Here is a 17,446-nt window from a genome sequence, read left to right on the forward strand (position 1 = left end):
TTTAAATCGTATATTCTGTCACATATGAAGGCCGTGGGAAAATCGAGGAGCCAAGTCCTTCTTTTGTCCCGCGTTTTTTATGAGCGTGGTTATAGGCATTCGATTCCTGCCATTTCTTGAAGTATTCCTTACTTTTCCAAACCGTCATCACGATGTAGGTGTCAGATGTTTCTGGTCTCAAAATTCGTATCGCTTTAAAGCCAGGCTCTTTCTCGACTAAACCAGCACGATTTTGGAATCTTTCTTCAAACATTCCGCGCCCGTCTGCTGAAACAGGGATATTATTTAACACAACAAATCCCGCATCAGGTATGTTTCCTGTTTCATTTAAAACAGAATATACTTCACCAGCTCCTGAATCCTCTCGTGTATCTTCAATGTAATATACGTTTTGTTGTGCGGATGTAAGTTGAATCGATGCAGCATCGTTGAATGGTACTTTTGATAAAACCACTTTTCTCACACGCATTTCCCTCCTAAGGATGTTCTTTGATTTATTCATATAAAATAGGTTTTGAAACATTTAGCTGGTTTTCTTCGTAAAAAGTATATCGTATTCACTCGAATATTGGCAAAAGAGATGATTACGATTAAAATAAAGGCAATCTCAGTTATAATAGAAGACTTGAGTTAGAGTGACTGTTATAAATTGGGATATACTAGTAAAAAAGGAGGGATGGTATGCTGCTTAAACGAATATCATTTGCCATAATCGTTGTTCTCTCAACTGTATTGATAGGACTCGTAGGATATCTTGTTATTCTCTTAGCGGGTAACTTCGCTATTGATAATGAGAAGCTGGTAATGAGTGCAACAACCTCTCTCGTCGATGAAAAAGGCGAACTCTTAACGAAATTATATATTGAAAATAGAGAGATTGTATCAATTGATGATATACCTGACCATGTTGAACAAGCTTTCGTAGCGATTGAGGATGCAAGATTTTATGAACATCAAGGAATTGATTTTCGTGCGATAGGGAGAGCAGTATATAGAGATATTTTAGCGGGTGCTAAAGTTGAAGGTGGAAGTACAATCACTCAGCAGCTTGCGAAAAATGTCTTTTTATCAAATGAAAAAACATGGCTGAGAAAAACAAAAGAAGTCATGATTGCCATGAACCTTGAGCGGAAATACAGTAAAGATGAAATTCTTGAGATGTATTTAAATCGTATCTACTTTGGACATGGTGCATATGGAGTCCAAGCGGCATCTAAATTGTATTTTAATAAGCCTGTTAGTGAATTGACGGTAGATGAAGGGGCTCTTTTAGCAGGGCTTCCAAAAGCACCGAACAGCTACTCACCGATCTCAAACCCAGAGCGCAGTAAACAACGGCGTGATGTCGTGTTATCTGTCATGGAGCAAAGGGGCTATATCACAGCAGAGGAATCTGTTCGTTATAAAGGACGCACCATTGCAGTAGACCATAATAAGATTACCGAAAATGAGGCTTTTCTAACGTATATTGATATGGTGTTAGAGGAGGCTGAGCGTAAATATCAATTATCGAGCCAAGAGGTGCTATCTGGCGGCTACAAAATTGTTGTACCAATGAATCAGAAGCTGCAGCAATCTGCGTTTGAACGTCTGCAAAATGATGATTATTTTCCTGATGGAAACGAAGGAGCAGAAGCAGCAGCCGTATTTATGGATGTAGAGACAGGCGGTGTTCTTGCGGCACAGGGCGGCAGGGAATATGTACGCCGTGGATTAAACCGAGTAGAATCAAAGCGTCAGCCTGGGTCAGCGTTTAAGCCATTAGCTGTATTTGCACCAGCACTTGAAGAGGGCGAGTACGGACCGTATTCGATGCTCCGGGATGAACCGCTCACATACGGTGATTATTCTCCGCGGAACCTAAATGGGGAATACAGCGGGCAAATGACAATGTATGATGCGATTACGCACTCCACGAATGCGCCAGCCGTTTGGTTATTAAATGAGCTCGGTGTTAAAGAATCTACTCGTTTTCTAGAACATTTAGGGTTAGATATTCCTGATAAAGGCTTATCCATTGCACTTGGCGGCTTAGAAGAGGGGGTTACTCCACTTGAAATGGCTAAAGCGTACCGAGTATTTGCAGGAAATGGAAAGGTAGTCGACCCTTATTTCATCTCGGAAATCTATGATCGTAATGGAGAACTTGTCGGGCGAGCAAATCAAACGGAAACGGAAGTCATTTCACCTCAAACTGCTTGGTACATGACGAGGATGCTGGAATCTGTCGTAAAAGAGGGTACAGCTAGAAGCGGGAATGCGGAAACACCTTTAGCAGGGAAAACAGGTACAACCACTTTCCCTGGGGTAGAAGGAGGAACGATGGATGCCTGGTTTGTCGGATACACTCCTACTGTAGTTGGCTCGATGTGGATGGGATATGACACCACTACGACCGATCAATACTTACTAGGCGGCAGTTCCTATCCAACAGTTATGATGAAGGATATTTTAAATGATTTAGACGATCCGTTGAAAAATGTTGCCTTTAAAAAGCCAGATCAAGCAGAAGAGCTTCTGCCGCCAGTAAGGTTAGCCCAAGTAGAGGATTTATCGGCTAAACTGCAAATGGGCGGCGGCGGTCTGATGAGTGTAGAGCTTGATTGGACTGGCTCTGAGGATGAACGTGTATATTATCACGTCTATGAGATTTATAAAGGAGAGCGAGAGAGGCTTGCGACAGTGAGAGGAAACAGCGAATACATTGTCAGCCGTTTTAATCCTTTTTCCTCTAAACAATATGAAGTCACTCCGGTTGATTCTGTGACGAATCAGGAAGGGGACCCATCCAACAGAGCGGAAGCTGAATTTAATTTTGGGTTTGGATTTTAAAGTGAGGTTTGTATGAGAATGGCTGCTCATGGCCATTCTCTTTTTTGTTATAAAATGCTTGAAACATGCAAGATAATAGCATCATTTAGACAAGAACATTCATCAATTTTATGACAGTTTTAAAGGATGGCTATACACTGCGTTGTATGGTCATTATAGTAAAGAGGTAGAAAACATGATTTTTTGTACGGATTCGATTAAACTAATACATAGTGAACTTTGAGAAAGGTGTGGCAAGATGACTCAACCAACATTTAACGATACGTTTTTAAAAGCCTGTAGAGGAGAGGCGCATGACCATGTACCTGTATGGTATATGAGACAAGCAGGGCGTTCGCAGCCAGAATACCGTAAAATTAAAGAAAAGTATTCTCTTTTCGAAATTACTCATCAGCCAGAGTTATGTGCTTACGTTACTAAACTCCCAGTGGATCAATATAACAACGATGCAGCGATTTTATATAAAGACATTATGACTCCGCTTCCAGCAATCGGAGTAGATGTGGAAATTAAATCTGGCATTGGTCCAGTTATTGATAATCCGATTCGCTCAAAAGGTGACGTTGAAAAGCTTGGAATGATTAATCCGGAAGAGGATGTGCCTTATGTTCTTGATACGATTAAGCTTCTTCGTGAGCAATTAACCGTGCCGTTAATTAGTTTTGGCGGGGCGCCGTTTACTCTTGCAAGTTACATGATCGAAGGCGGTCCATCAAAGAATTACAATAAGACAAAAGCATTTATGTATGCAGAGCCTGAGGCGTGGCATATGTTAATGGACAAGCTTGGTGATGTCACAATCACTTATGTAAAATCACAAATTGCAGCAGGTGCACAAGCGATCCAGATTTTTGATTCATGGGTGGGAGCTCTAAATGTTGCTGACTACCGTGCATTCGTAAAACCTGTGATGAACCGTATATTCACAGAACTAAGAAAAGAGAATGTTCCTTTAATTATGTTCGGTGTAGGAGCAAGTCACTTAGCAAATGAATGGAATGACCTGCCGCTGGATGTTGTAGGGCTTGATTGGCGCTTATCTGTAAATGAAGCTCGCGAGCGCGGAATCCAAAAAACGGTTCAAGGAAATTTAGATCCAGCGATTCTTCTTGCTCCTTGGAATGTAATTGAAGAGCGTGCGAAAGCGATCCTTGACCAAGGTATGCAATCTGATAACTTTATCTTTAACCTAGGACACGGTGTGTTCCCTGAGGTTAAGCCAGATACATTAAGACGCTTAACAGCATTTGTTCATGAATATTCAGCGAAGCATTCTAGATAACATTCATTTTAAGGAGTGAAAACGAGTGTCTAAAAAGAAATATGGATTACTTGTCATGGCATATGGAACACCAAGAAGCAAAGAGGAAATCGAACCTTACTATACACATATCCGTCGCGGCCGTAAGCCGTCTGAAGAGGCGTTAACTGATTTAACTGAGCGCTATGAGGCAATTGGCGGAATCAGTCCTTTAGCTAAAATTACTGAAGATCAAGCATACGGTCTTGAACGTTATTTAAACGAGCAGTATGAAGATCGTGAATTTAAAGCTTATCTTGGGCTGAAGCATATTGACCCATTTGTAGAAGATGCAGTACAGCAAATGAAAGAGGATGGCATTGAGGAAGCAATAAGCATCGTGCTTGCTCCTCACTTCTCAACCTTCAGCGTAAAATCGTATAACGGACGTGCTAAAGAAGCGGCAGAGAAAATTGACGGGCCTGTGATTCACAGTATTGAAAGCTGGTATGACGAGCCGAAATTTATTCAATACTGGGCGGATCAAGTAAAGCAAACGATGGAGAAGATTGAGGATAAAGAAAAAGCCTGTGTAATCTTTTCTGCTCACAGCTTGCCTGAGCGGATTATTGCAATGGGAGATCCTTATCCAGATCAATTACAAGAAACAGCTGATTTAATTGCTAAAAAAGCGGGAATTAAAAATTATACAATCGGCTGGCAAAGTGAAGGAAATACTCCTGATCCGTGGATTGGACCTGATGTTCAAGATCTTACTCGTGACTTGTACAGTGAGCATGGATACACTTCAATGGTCTATTGCCCAGTAGGATTCGTTGCTGACCACCTTGAAGTTCTTTATGATAATGATGTGGAATGTAAGATAGTTACTGATGAGCTTGGTATTGATTATTACCGTCCGGAAATGCCTAATGCAAAAGACGAATTCCTTAATTGCCTAGCAACAGTGGTCTCTAATAAGCTAAAAGAGAAAGAGTGAGCGTCTTATGGAAAGTAAGAAGCGAGTAGCGATTATTGGCGGTGGAATGACAGGTCTTGCAGCCGCGTTTAAGTTAGAGCAAGCTAATTCACATGAGGGTATTCATTACGATCTATTTGAAAAAAACGACCGATTAGGTGGAAAGATTCAAACGATTGTACGTGATGGATTTGTGATTGAGCGTGGACCTGATTCTTTTTTAGCGAGAAAGCAAAGCATGGCACGACTTGCTAAAGAAGTCGGGCTAGAGGGAGAGCTGCTATCAAATGATACGGGTCAAGCTTACATTTTAAAGGATGATACGCTTTATCCAATGCCAAGCGGTGCTGTGATGGGGATCCCGACAGAGCTTAAACCATTTGCAACGACAAAATTATTTTCGCCGCTAGGGAAACTTCGAGCGCTCGGGGATTTCTTTATAAAGCCTGTAGTAGGTCGTGATGAAGACGTGTCTCTTGGTCACTTCTTTAGAGCGAGACTTGGAAACGAAGTGGTTGATGATTTGATCGAGCCGCTCTTATCAGGCATCTACGCAGGAGATTTAGATAAACTCAGCTTAAAAGCAACGTTCCCTCATTTTCAACAGCTTGAATCAAAACATGGCAGCCTGATCAAAGGATTACAGGCGACACGGGGCAAGCAGACTCAAGTGAAGGATTCCCCAGGTAAGAAAAAAGGGATGTTCTTAACCTTCGAAAGAGGGCTTGAATCATTTGTTGAAGCCATTGCAGCTAGACTTGATCAAAACTCTATTCATACCGGGGTTCAGATTGACAACATTCAAAAAGAGGCAGATGTATTTAAGTTGACTTTTGATGATGGCACCATAAAAGAGTATGATCAAGTGATTATTACTACGCCTCCTCATGTCACAGCTAAAATGCTTGGTGCTTATGATTATTTTAAGTATTTTAAAGACTTAGAGTCGAGCACTGTAGCAACGGTGGCATTAGGATTTCATAAGTCTGCTGTTGATAATCCATATGAAGGTACAGGATTTGTGGTATCTAAGAAGAGTTCATTTGATATTACTGCTTGTACTTGGACACACAAAAAGTGGCGTCATTCCACACCTGAAGGACATGCCTTACTTCGAAGCTATGTTGGGCGTGCCGGAGATTCAGACATTGTGTATAAAACGGATGAAGAAATTGTAGCGTCTGTAATGAAAGACTTAAAACAAATCATGGATATAACAGGTGAGCCGTTATTTTATGAAGTAACTCGCTGGAAGCAATCAATGCCGCAATATGCTGTCGGCCATACGTATAAGATTGCTAAAATGAGAGAAGATATCGCGCGCCACCTCCCAGGGCTTCATATAGCCGGAGCAGGGTTAGATGGTGTTGGCTTGCCAGATTGTATTGATCAAGGGGAAAGAGCTGCAGAGCGCATTTTGCAATCGATATAAGTATTAAAACAGGAGGAGCCGCCGGGCTCCTCCTGTTTATTACATCCAATGTTGAAAACGTGCTAGACGTTGTTGGATCTGATCTTCATATTTTTGCTGTTCCACTAAACGCTCAAGCTCTTTACCAGAATAATTGCGTTTTTTTATAGTGATTGTAAAAAAGATAAATGATAGTGTCATACTAAACCGCCTCCGAATATAGTTAAATTGTTATTCAGGTGAGGCCTTTCACCTGCTCATACCATGATAAAAACGTGCTGCCATTTCCTTTGTTTCTGCCTTCAATCATCATCTTCATAACCTCCTTTTATTTTGTGTTTTTTTACATATAAAGTTTGTTAATAAGCTGTTCGTGCTTATCTTCATGCTGCTGCTGCCGTACTACTTTTTCTAATTGCTTCCCGTCTAGTTTCTTATTTTGAATGGTGACTGTTAAAAATAAAATGGAAAATGTCATGACTATCCACCTCCTCTCAAAGGGTTATTATATGAGTACATAGCAAGCTATGGTGACCCCTGTGGTAAAAAATGGGTGTGAAAATGAGCGCAAAAAAGCCACAGGTAGGGAGTCCTGTGGCTGAATGAAGAAAAAAAGCCACAGGTCTATGACACCTGCGGCTTTTAGCTCAATATGTATAGAACGTAAATTAAAACGAACTAGCCATTTTGAGTGAGGCAGCAGGTTGTGAACATGATGTAGGTAAATCGCAGCGATCAATTAAACTAACTGGTAATAAGTTCATCATTTTGTTCAGCCTCCTTTTCACTCAAATTTGTTTACATATGGAATTATATACAAGAAAGTGGAATTTGTAAACGGTAATTATGAAATTTGTTTGTCTTTTTGTTCTTGAGGGTTGACAAATGGCGGCGTGAAATTATTCTTGTAGATTAATAAACTAACAATTTAAGTAAGGTAAAGATAATGAAAGGCTTAATAAGCAAGGGAGGGTGAGTAATAGCTAACATTCCTTTTAATACATCAACATAATAAAAAATACCTTCGCCCATTTAATTAGGGGGAAGGTATTTTTGTTTATTCTGCTAAAATTGCATCAAGGCGGGAGGTGTCTACAAAACCATCAAGATCTGGTTCTTTATCCATGAATTTTAATTCATATGAGGCATCTGCCCAAGCTTGTAGTGCTTCTGGATGTGTTTCAGTTGTAACTACCATGCGCTCCCAAGCTTCAGATAATACTGTTTCAGGAAGACGCTGCTGGGTTAAATTAAAGAGTGAATCGTTAATTGTTTCTAATGTACCTTCTGTATTTTCTTGTGTGTATTCAACAGCTGTTTTATGACCGCGTAAGAATGCATCTACAGTTTCAGGGTTCTGCTCTAAAAATTGTTTAGATGTAACGATGACAACACTAGGAAGCGTTTCGCCTAAGAAAACTTGATCCCATTCAGTAATAACGTTAGCGCCTAGCTCTTCCACTAAATACGTACCCCATGGCTCTGGAGCTGCTGCTGCATCAATTTGACCTTGTTCAAACATAGCAACCATATTTGCAGGAGCAATACGAGATTGATGCTCAACTGTTCCGCCTACGCGGTTCGATTCTAAACCAAGCTCTTTAAGCATCATTTCAAGTTGAACATTGTGTGTGCAGCCATTACCTGGTGTACAGAAAGACTTGCCGCCGAAATCTTCAAGTGTTTCGATACCTGAGCCGTCACGTGCAACAATTAGGGTTGCACCATTTGCTGCAGCACCTAACACGACAATATCTCCGCCAGTCAGGAAGTAGTTAATCGCAGGGCCGGGTCCGACATACCCGATATCAAGATTCCCCGTTTCTAGTGCCTCAATAAAGTCATTTCCATTAGGATAATGCTGATAATCTGCTGTTACTTCTCCTAGCTCTTCGTCAAAAAAGCCTTTTTCTTTACCTACAATTGCAGCTGCATGGTCCAAGTTGGGAAAATATCCTACATTGATATTTTCTGCAGGGCCATCTCCAGTTGTAGAGCCCGCTCCACAAGCAGTCAGCGCAGCAATCGTTAAAGCAATTCCACTTGCTTTTAACCATTTCTTCATCATTTTCTCCCCCATATTCTTTTTTATTTTGAGTAACCCCATCTTTGCAATACTTTACGCTCGATCGGATTGAAAATTAGATATTCTACAATTAAGCCAATCACAGCGATAATAATCATAATAGCGATAACTAATTCCATATTGAAAAAGTCACGTGCATCTAGAAGTGTACGACCAAGTCCGCCTCTGCCAAGTAGTTCAGCTGCCATTAATGCCCGCCAGCCAAATGCCCAAGCAAGTCGTACACCAGTTAGAGCAGAAGGGATTGAAGCAGGGATAAGAACTTTCCAAACAAGTTCAAGACCCTTATACCCCATTGTTCTTGCAGCTCGAATGAGTAGTGGTTGAACATTTTTAATACCCATCCGCATGTTCATTGTCATCGGCCATGTGCCGCCTAAGATGATGACAAACAAAATCGCTAAGGAGCCGCCTTGAAACATGACAAGAGCTAATGGAAGCCAGACGATACTCGGAACGGATTGCAAAGCTACAACGAGAGATCCGAGGGTTTCGTCTGCTAGTTTAGAAGTAGCAAGAATAATACCGAGTATAGATCCGATAATTACGGCAAGTGCGAAGCCCAAACTGATCCGTCCCATACTTGTAGTAAGTGCTGCTGTTAAAATCCCTGTCTCAAAAAATCCTCTGTACAACTCAACGAATGAGAGGAGGGGAGACGGGAACATTCGTGTTTGAAAAAGGTCAATTCTATATATGATCTCCCATATCGCGATGAGAGCGATAAAGAAGAGTAGCCTTCTGACTATTGTAGTCATCTCCCATTTCCTCCTTCATAACTTTTTCGATTTCTCCAGCTAATTGATCGTTAATTTTCTCTTCAAGTTCTGCAAACTCTTTTGAAGACGGCTTTCTTGGACGTGGGAGATTCACATCAAAAATATTAATAATACCACCAGGGCGAGTGCCCATTAATACGATACGGTCAGATAATAAGATTGATTCACGGATATTATGAGTGACAAAAAGAATAGTTTTTCTTGTTTGTTCCCATATATATTGAACTTCTTTATGAAGCATTGATCGTGTTTGTTCATCTAATGCGCCGAATGGTTCATCCATTAAAAGAACATCTGGGTCCATAGCAAGAGCTCTGGCTATGGCTACACGCTGCTTCATTCCACCTGATAGTTCATGTGGGTAGGAGTCGATAAATTTACTTAAATGAACCAGCTTTAAATATTGAATCGCGCGTTCTCTAGCTTCTTGTTTGCTGTATTGTTTTTTAAGGGCAAATGTGACATTCTCAATCACGCTTAGCCAAGGCATTAATGCAGCTTCTTGGAAGACGACCCCGCGGTCCGCTCCTGGTCCTGCTACAGGTTTATTTCCGACTGAAACAGTTCCTTTTGATGCTTGATCGAGACCAGCAACAATATTTAATAAGGTTGATTTTCCACAGCCTGATGGCCCGAGCAATGAAACAAACTCACCTGATTTCACTTCTAAATCTATCTCTTCAAATACCGTGTATGCGGTATTGTCTTGTTTGTTATCGAATGTTTTACCAACACTCTTAATTGATACACCAGCCATTGGTTGCTCCTTTCTAAAATGCTAATATTTTATAAATCATATCAACTTAGTAGGTTTTGGTTGTTCTTAGTATATGTAGAGTTGAGGGAAGTGTCAATCGTTTTTTAAAACTAAATAAATCTACTCAGGTAAAAGAAATGTGTTGATTTTTAGTTCAATTTCCATCATTCTATAACTTTGTGGTAAACTAAGCGTTGTAATCTACTTGAAGTGATTAAGCAATTTGATACAAATTGATATATTTTACCGTTTTATCTTAATGGATAACGATAATTATACAAGACGGGGAGAGCCAAGATGACTAAACAATGGGAATTAATAGATGCACTACGTCATACTCGTCATGATTGGCTGAATGTTATTCAACTAATAAAGGGGAATTTAGCTTTAAAGCGCTATGATCGAATTGAACAGATTATTGAGGAAGTAACGGCTCAATCTTTAAATGAAAGTAAATTATCGGTCATGGATACACCGGATGTAGCAGCATTTTTGCTCACATACAACTGGGAGTGTACTAAAATGAAGATTGATGTTGATGTAATCGGTGAAATTCAATCCCTTAATGCCAATGAAGACAAGCTGTACAGAACCTGTCAAACCATCATTAATCAAATGGCAGAATTAAGTTCTAGTAGTTCTGAAAACCACCTTCTTATAACATTTTTATTTACACATACTGAAGAAGAGTCGGGAAATCACAACAACTGTCAACTGACATTCGACTATCAAGGAATATTACAAATGAATAAAGAAGAATGGCACCAAATTTTAAAGAGTTTGGAGCTTGAAGTGGATGTTAAAGTCGATCTGATCGAATGGAATGAACATGAATGTGTTCTCCAAACAACGTTCACAATAAATTGAGGTGAAAATACATGTTTGTAGATAAGGTTAAGGTTTATGTAAAAGGCGGTGACGGGGGTAATGGAATGGTTGCTTACCGCCGAGAAAAGTATGTACCAGACGGTGGCCCTGCTGGTGGAGACGGAGGAAAAGGAGCAAGCGTTGTTTTTGAAGTAGAAGAAGGCTTGCGTACATTAATGGATTTCCGCTATCAAAGACATTTTAAGGCGCCGCGCGGGGAGCATGGACGCTCTAAAAGCCAGCACGGTAAAAATTCGCCAGATATGGTCGTTAAAGTTCCACCTGGTACAACGGTACTAGATGATCAGACAGGACAGGTAATTGCGGACTTAACAGAGCACGGTCAACGCGCAGTTATTGCAAAAGGAGGCCGCGGGGGACGTGGGAATACTCGATTTGCAACACCTGTAAATCCGGCACCTGAAATTGCTGAAAATGGCGAACCAGGTCAAGAGCGTGATGTGGTGCTTGAGTTGAAAGTGTTAGCTGATGTTGGATTAGTTGGATTCCCAAGCGTTGGTAAGTCAACATTATTATCCGTTGTTTCTGCAGCTAAACCTAAAATTGCGGATTATCACTTTACGACGATTACTCCTAACCTAGGAGTTGTAGAAACAGAAGACCATCGTAGTTTTGTTATGGCAGATTTGCCTGGATTGATTGAAGGAGCTCACCAAGGAGTTGGGTTAGGCCATCAATTCTTGCGTCATATTGAACGTACGAGAGTCATTGTTCATATGATTGATATGTCTGCTCTTGAAGGCAGAGATCCTTATGAAGATTATTTAAAGATTAACGAAGAATTAAAACAATACAACATGCGTCTTCTTGAACGTCCGCAGCTTATTGTTGCTAATAAAATGGACATGCCTGATTCAGAAGAGAATCTTAAGATCTTTAAAGAAAAAATGGAAGATGATGTAGAAATCTTCCCTATTTCAACGGTCACAAGACAAGGGCTTCGCGACTTGCTTCTTACAATTGCTGACAAAATTGAAACGACGCCTGAGTTCCCTCTTTACGATGAAGAAGAGAAGGAGTCAACACGTGTGGTTTATAAGCATGAGAAAAAAGAGCTGCCATTTGTTATCAGCCGTGATGATAGTGGAACGTTTGTTATCAGCGGAGCTGAAATTGAACGCTTAACGAAAATGACCGACTTTACTCATGATGAATCCATTCGCCGTTTCTCAAGAACTCTTCGTCATATGGGTGTTGATGATGCATTGCGCGAACGCGGAGCAAAAGATGGCGATCTTGTTCGTCTGCTCAAGTTTGAATTCGAATTTATTGAATAAAAACCATAAGATATATGCATATAAAGGGAAAACTGTCTTGTCTAAAGAGACAGTTTTTCTTTATGTGTGGACAAAATGTCAGAAAACGGTTGTCAAATCAGGATAACCGTTATTATAATAGGGAGAAGATTTAGAAGACGGTGGTGAAGTGTATGTCGCGTAAACAATTTTATTTAGTCCGTGAGGATATGCTGACTGATGCAATGCAAAAAACGTTAAATGCTAAAGCGCTGCTTGACTCAGGGAAGATAAAAAAAATAAATGAAGCAGTAACGATTGCGGGACTGAGCCGTAGTGCATTTTATAAATATAAGGACGGAATTTTCCCCTTTAATACAATGGTTAAAGAGAAAATCATTACATTATCAATCAACTTAGTAGATCGCTCAGGTACGTTGTCTCAACTGTTACAAAAAATTGCAGAAACCGGAGCGAATGTATTAACCATTAATCAAACAATTCCATTACAAGGCAGAGCTCATATTACCTTGTCAATTGATACATCCCCTATGAAGATCGACCTAGATGAATTAATGGAGCAAGTTGAAGTTGTTGATTCAGTTGAAAAGGTTGAACTTGTTGGATCAGGGTTTTAGGGAACCGATTGTTTAGACGAGTAGAGTTGAGGAGTGATTAAGATGAAAGTGAGTTATTTAGGACCTGTTGGAACATTTACAGAGATGGCTGCAAAAGCCTTTTTTCCATTAAGTGACCGGGTGCCATTTAAGACGATCCCTGCTTGTATAGAGGCAGTGGCCGAAGAGGCATGTGATGCTTGTGTCGTCCCTATAGAAAATACAATTGAGGGTTCAGTAAACATGACCATTGATTATCTTGTACATAAGCAGCGATTGCCTATTATGGGAACCATTACGATCCCAATCGCTCAACATTTGCTTATGCACCCTAAACAGGCGGGGAAGACACCGAAGAAGATTATTTCTCATCCCCATGCTATTGCCCAATGTCATGATTACTTACAAAGTGAATATTCTCTTGTTGATACGGAATTTATGAATTCAACAGCGGAAGCTGCCCAAATGGTAGCTAATCATCCTGATCAGCCGATTGCAGCCATTGCAAATGAATTAGCTGCATCTGAGTATGAGCTCGATTTTGTAGGGTATGACATCCATGATTACAATAACAATCACACACGCTTTATCGTTTTAGCAAAAGAAGAAACAAAACTTAAGCTTCCTGCTTTAAATAGCGGCTATAAAACAACGTTAATGGTCACGCTGCCTTCGGATTATTCAGGTGCACTTCATCAAGTTCTGTCTGCGTTTGCTTGGAGAAAACTGAACTTGTCGAAAATCGAATCTAGGCCAACTAAAACCGGCTTAGGAAATTACTTCTTTCTCATTGATGTCGACCAGCTACAAGACGATGTACTCATTCCGGGTGTGAAATCAGAACTTGAAGCTCTAGGCTGCGGTGTGGACATTTTAGGAAGTTATCCATGTGTTCATTATCAAGATCAATCAAAGAAAACAAGCCCTACATCGTGCTAAGGGGCTTGTTTTTTTATTTTTAGCTTATGTTTAATCCTCTAATAAATATCCTTTTTTACGAAGAGCCGAAATGGCATCCTCTAATTGTTTAGGTGTATCTGCTTCGATAGTGTGAAGGTGTACGCCATTTGTCAGTTCTGAGAGGAGCGTGGCATTTGTTGCTTTCATTTCTTCATTAAATTGCTGAACTTGTTGTCTCGTATGGAAATGGAGAGAAGCTGTGAGTTCTCCGTACATCGGATGTTCTACAATCACGTTGATCACTTTCACGCCATAGTCCACCAATGTATATAGTTCATCCATTGCATCAGTTGGTTGATGCTGGCATGCAATCAGCCTTTGGTGCTTTTCCTTTGTATGAGTCTGCATATATAAATAGCCATTTGATGTCGCGATGATGGGATATCCTTTCGCTTTTAACAATGACATATCTTGTACGATCACTTGGCGGCTGACATTTGTACGAACAGATAATTCTTTACCAGTAAGTGCTTCCGTACTTTCTTTTAGCCAATCAAGTATTTGTTCACGACGTTCGTCTCCATATAATTTTTTATCGTTCATTATGTTCCATTCTCCTTTTCTGCCAACACCAATTTCTTATCCTAAGTATAACACGAATGAGTTGTATAGCCGTGTTGGTCCTAGACCTTTGAATTTATTGAACGCTTAGGCATAAACCTATTTTTGTCATCATACATTGTGCTAGAAACGGTTTCTTCTCGGTAATTCTCATGAAAGAATAGCTGACCAAAAAGCTATTGGACGAATAGAAGTGTCAATACGCCTATATCGGCATACGATGAAAAAGAATGGTTAGAGGAGGGAGTAAGAACGTGAAAATTCATATTGTACAAAAAGGGGATACACTTTGGAAGTTATCAAAAAAATATGGGGTTGATTTTGAACAATTAAAGGCAGCGAACACTCAGCTTTCCAATCCCGACATGATTATGCCAGGGATGAAAATTAAAATTCCATCCAATAGTGTACCAGTAAAAAATGACACGATGGCACAAACTCAAGCGATTAAAGAGCAGCCTATGGTTCAGATGGCTCCAAAAGAAATGCCGAAAGAAATGCCGAAAGAAATGCCAAAAGAAATGCCAAAAGAAATGCCAAAGAAGGAAGCTCCTGTTACACCTGCGCCAGCGCCGCAAGTGCAAATGCAGATGCCGAAGATGGAAATGCCCAAAATGCCGCAGCCTACAGTACAGCAAAAGCCTACAACAAAAAATTATGAAACCAATATGAACGTATTCTTTTATAAGCCAGAAACTAAAGCGAAAGCAATGCCGCAAGTAAAGCAGCCGCCAAAAGCGCCAAAACCAGCCCCTAAGGCTCAAGCGCAAAAGCCGGCACCAAAACCAGCTCCAAAGGCTCAAGCACAAAAACCGGCACCGAAACCAGCGCCAAAAGCCCAAGCACAAAAGCCGGCACCAAAACCAATGCCGCAAGCGCAGCAAATAACTCAGCCTAATACAAAACCAAATGTACAGGCGAATATTAAGCCGCAGATGAAACAGCCGAATATTCAGCCCCAAATGCAGCCATCAAATGTACAGCCGAATATTCAGCCCCAAATGCAGCCATCAAATGTACAGCCGAATATCCAGCCTCAAATGCAGCCATCAAATGTACAGCCGAATATCCAGCCTCAAATGCAGCCTAATATGTACCCGCAAATGGGCCAGATGCAGCCTATGTATCAAATGCCCCAAATGATGCCTTACCAGCATCATGGATATCAAGATGGCTGCTGGCAGCCGATCAGCCCAATGATGCCTGGCTGTGCAAATTGTGGAGCAGGCTTTGGCGGGCAGCCTTATTACGAAATGCCTGAATGGGATTATAGTGAGGATTCTGCCGAGATGATGGCTCAAGCAAATCAACCAATGATGCCAATGAATATAGGGCCTCAAGCAAATCAGTCAATGATGCCAATGAATATAGGGCCTCAAGCAAATCAGTCCATGATGCCAATGAATATAGGGCCTCAAGCAAATCAGTCCATGATGCCAATGAATGTAGGGCCTCAAGCAAATCAACCGATGATGCCAATGAATATAGGGCCGCAATCAAACCAACCAATGCAGCCGATGGCTCAATCTAACCAACAAATGCAAATGATGGGGCAGATGAACCAGCCGATGATGTATGGTACAAATGGTCAAATGATGTCTCAAAGTGATTATGAACAGCTCCAGCACTTAAATCAATACCGTGAAACGGACGACTACGAAGATTGATAAAGTTTGGATGAAAAATTGGGATTAGAGTAATGAATAAAGAATAAATAATAGTATGGAAAAAAGACGACTCACTCATTTATAAAATGAGAAGTCGTCCTTTTTTTGATTATTGAACCTTAATTAATATGAATTTAACCGCATTAAAAACAAGGGCATACCGTTATGCTGCTAACATTTCATAAATGTCCAGTAACTAACAGATTAAAGTTCCCCTTTAAAAGCCACATTAATTGATGAAAGGGGGAATTCAAACATGAAAAAAATCGCGATGACGGTAGCCGCTGCAACTATGATTTTAGGCAGCATGACCGCTTGTGGTACAGATAATCAAGCAAGAACAATGAACAATAACTATCAACAAACAGGGTTTGCATCACAAGACATGAGTGGTGCATATACAAGTCAACGTTACGGTGGCCAAGGGCCTGTCACTGATATGATGACACCTGATCACCGTGGTGGCACATATGGAAGACTTGATCAGCAAGCTGGTCAAAGAACGCGTACGCATTTAAACAATTACACGACACGCGGAGATAAAGGATTCCAGTCTGCAGGACGTGATGGTTATCGTGCAAATCAAACAAGACCAGGTATGGGACGAGCAGGTATAACTGGTAATGACCGTCCAGGAATGGTCGATGAAGATGGACTTTTACGTGGCCATGCCAACACGCGCTATGGTACACACAATCGTCAAGGAGCAATGAACTTTGGTCAACGTGGTGCGATGACTGGTAAAGGTGTTCGTGATCACGGCATGGCTCGTCGAGGCGCAGGTACTATGGAGCATGGTGTACAACGTGGAACCAATGCTTTAGAGCGTGGGGCTGGTGCACTTGAACATGGTGCTGCTCGTGGTATGGGTGCAGTAAGACGTGGTGCGGAAAACTTAACGGGTCAACGTACCAATACAGTTAATTACCATAAAGACTATGATGGTAAAACAGCTCAGCAATTAGCTAACCGTGTGGATGATATTGAAGGCGTAGAAGATTGTCGTGTCATTGTACATGAAAACGACGTCGTTGTAGGTGTTCAAACGGATGCTGATAATGAAAAAATCAAACAACGCGTACAAAACGTTGTGGAAAAAAATGTAGATGGAAAAGCTGTGCGTGTAGTAACAGATAAAAACACAGTTGGACGCATTCGTACAATGGATGACCAATTACGTACAGGTGCTGCTTTTGATGAAGTAGGAGCAACATTTAATAACATGCTTCAAGACCTTGGTCGAGCAGTGCAAAGACCTTTTGAACGCTCACGTTAATAAGAACCTAAAAGACAGAGGCTTATGCTTCTGTCTTTTTGCGTGTCTTTTTTAGATGAAATGCTGTTAAGGGGAATGAAAAGGAATGATTTCGGACAGAATGTAGCTGTAATTAGAAGTAATTTGGAAAGGAAAATTTAAAACTCTAGATCAATTGA

At 40.8% G+C, this 17,446-nt stretch carries 17 protein-coding genes; 10 read left to right on the top strand and 7 right to left on the bottom strand.

What is annotated here, in order from left to right:
- Window position 1 precedes the first annotated feature (1 nt).
- Window positions 2-463, bottom strand: a complete 462-nt coding sequence (locus A33I_RS00305; RefSeq protein ID WP_235806150.1) for an antibiotic biosynthesis monooxygenase family protein — start codon at window positions 461-463, stop codon at window positions 2-4.
- A gap of 218 nt (window positions 464-681) precedes the next feature.
- On the opposite strand from A33I_RS00305, the gene A33I_RS00310 reads away from it, so the two are divergent.
- From A33I_RS00310 to hemY, 4 genes are all read left to right on the top strand, one after another.
- The gene (locus tag A33I_RS00310; protein WP_022626489.1) at window positions 682-2,832 is read left to right on the top strand and encodes a transglycosylase domain-containing protein; all 2,151 of its coding nucleotides are present in this window, start codon (window positions 682-684) and stop codon (window positions 2,830-2,832) included.
- Window positions 2,833-3,070: 238 nt separating this feature from the next.
- Window positions 3,071-4,114: a uroporphyrinogen decarboxylase gene (hemE, locus tag A33I_RS00315; protein WP_022626490.1), complete on the top strand. Its 1,044-nt coding sequence runs from the start codon at window positions 3,071-3,073 to the stop codon at window positions 4,112-4,114.
- 25 nt (window positions 4,115-4,139) lie between these two features.
- Window positions 4,140-5,072: a ferrochelatase gene (gene hemH / locus A33I_RS00320; protein ID WP_022626491.1), complete on the top strand. Its 933-nt coding sequence runs from the start codon at window positions 4,140-4,142 to the stop codon at window positions 5,070-5,072.
- A gap of 7 nt (window positions 5,073-5,079) precedes the next feature.
- Entirely contained in the window at window positions 5,080-6,483 is a 1,404-nt protein-coding gene (gene hemY / locus A33I_RS00325; protein WP_022626492.1) for a protoporphyrinogen oxidase, read from the top strand.
- A gap of 39 nt (window positions 6,484-6,522) precedes the next feature.
- Here hemY and A33I_RS20075 read toward each other — a convergent pair whose 3' ends face one another.
- The 5 genes from A33I_RS20075 to A33I_RS00340 all read right to left on the bottom strand — a co-directional run bounded on the left by A33I_RS20075 (window position 6,523) and on the right by A33I_RS00340 (window position 10,084).
- Window positions 6,523-6,663 carry a YrzI family small protein gene (locus tag A33I_RS20075; protein WP_012957738.1) on the bottom strand — a complete coding sequence of 47 codons (141 nt, stop codon included), beginning with the start codon at window positions 6,661-6,663 and terminating at the stop codon, window positions 6,523-6,525.
- A 142-nt stretch (window positions 6,664-6,805) separates the two neighbouring features.
- Window positions 6,806-6,940, bottom strand: a complete 135-nt coding sequence (locus A33I_RS20080; protein ID WP_022626493.1) for a YrzI family small protein — start codon at window positions 6,938-6,940, stop codon at window positions 6,806-6,808.
- Between the two features lie 579 nt (window positions 6,941-7,519).
- On the bottom strand, window positions 7,520-8,530 hold the full coding sequence (locus A33I_RS00330) for an aliphatic sulfonate ABC transporter substrate-binding protein (RefSeq protein WP_235806151.1): 1,011 nt from the start codon (window positions 8,528-8,530) through the stop codon (window positions 7,520-7,522).
- 20 nt (window positions 8,531-8,550) lie between these two features.
- On the bottom strand, window positions 8,551-9,306 hold the full coding sequence (locus tag A33I_RS00335; RefSeq protein ID WP_031311270.1) for an ABC transporter permease: 756 nt from the start codon (window positions 9,304-9,306) through the stop codon (window positions 8,551-8,553).
- Window positions 9,239-10,084 (bottom strand): ABC transporter ATP-binding protein, encoded by an 846-nt coding sequence (locus tag A33I_RS00340; RefSeq protein ID WP_022626495.1) that lies wholly within the window; start codon window positions 10,082-10,084, stop codon window positions 9,239-9,241. The genes A33I_RS00335 and A33I_RS00340 overlap by 68 nt, the downstream gene beginning before the upstream one ends.
- Window positions 10,085-10,381: 297 nt before the next feature.
- Here A33I_RS00340 and A33I_RS00345 point away from each other — a divergent pair, with 297 nt between their 5' ends.
- From A33I_RS00345 to pheA, 4 genes are all read left to right on the top strand, one after another.
- Entirely contained in the window at window positions 10,382-10,951 is a 570-nt protein-coding gene (locus A33I_RS00345; RefSeq protein WP_022626496.1) for a sporulation initiation phosphotransferase B, read from the top strand.
- A gap of 11 nt (window positions 10,952-10,962) precedes the next feature.
- Window positions 10,963-12,249, top strand: a complete 1,287-nt coding sequence (obgE, locus tag A33I_RS00350; protein WP_022626497.1) for a GTPase ObgE — start codon at window positions 10,963-10,965, stop codon at window positions 12,247-12,249.
- 152 nt (window positions 12,250-12,401) lie between these two features.
- On the top strand, window positions 12,402-12,845 hold the full coding sequence (locus A33I_RS00355) for an ACT domain-containing protein (protein ID WP_012957745.1): 444 nt from the start codon (window positions 12,402-12,404) through the stop codon (window positions 12,843-12,845).
- A gap of 42 nt (window positions 12,846-12,887) precedes the next feature.
- On the top strand, window positions 12,888-13,763 hold the full coding sequence (gene pheA / locus A33I_RS00360; RefSeq protein WP_022626498.1) for a prephenate dehydratase: 876 nt from the start codon (window positions 12,888-12,890) through the stop codon (window positions 13,761-13,763).
- Between the two features lie 30 nt (window positions 13,764-13,793).
- Here the strand turns inward: pheA and A33I_RS00365 are convergent, their stop codons facing one another.
- Window positions 13,794-14,327, bottom strand: coding sequence for a transcription repressor NadR (locus A33I_RS00365; RefSeq protein WP_022626499.1), 534 nt, complete (start codon window positions 14,325-14,327; stop codon window positions 13,794-13,796).
- 272 nt (window positions 14,328-14,599) lie between these two features.
- Here A33I_RS00365 and safA point away from each other — a divergent pair, with 272 nt between their 5' ends.
- Both safA and A33I_RS00375 read left to right on the top strand, forming a co-directional pair.
- The gene (gene safA, locus A33I_RS00370) at window positions 14,600-16,012 is read left to right on the top strand and encodes a SafA/ExsA family spore coat assembly protein (RefSeq protein WP_022626500.1); all 1,413 of its coding nucleotides are present in this window, start codon (window positions 14,600-14,602) and stop codon (window positions 16,010-16,012) included.
- Between the two features lie 256 nt (window positions 16,013-16,268).
- The gene (locus A33I_RS00375; RefSeq protein WP_022626501.1) at window positions 16,269-17,288 is read left to right on the top strand and encodes a YhcN/YlaJ family sporulation lipoprotein; all 1,020 of its coding nucleotides are present in this window, start codon (window positions 16,269-16,271) and stop codon (window positions 17,286-17,288) included.
- Window positions 17,289-17,446: the final 158 nt, after the last annotated feature.

This window comes from Alkalihalophilus marmarensis DSM 21297 (assembly GCF_000474275.2).
GTDB classification, from domain to species: Bacteria; Bacillota; Bacilli; order Bacillales; family Bacillaceae_D; genus Alkalihalophilus; species Alkalihalophilus marmarensis.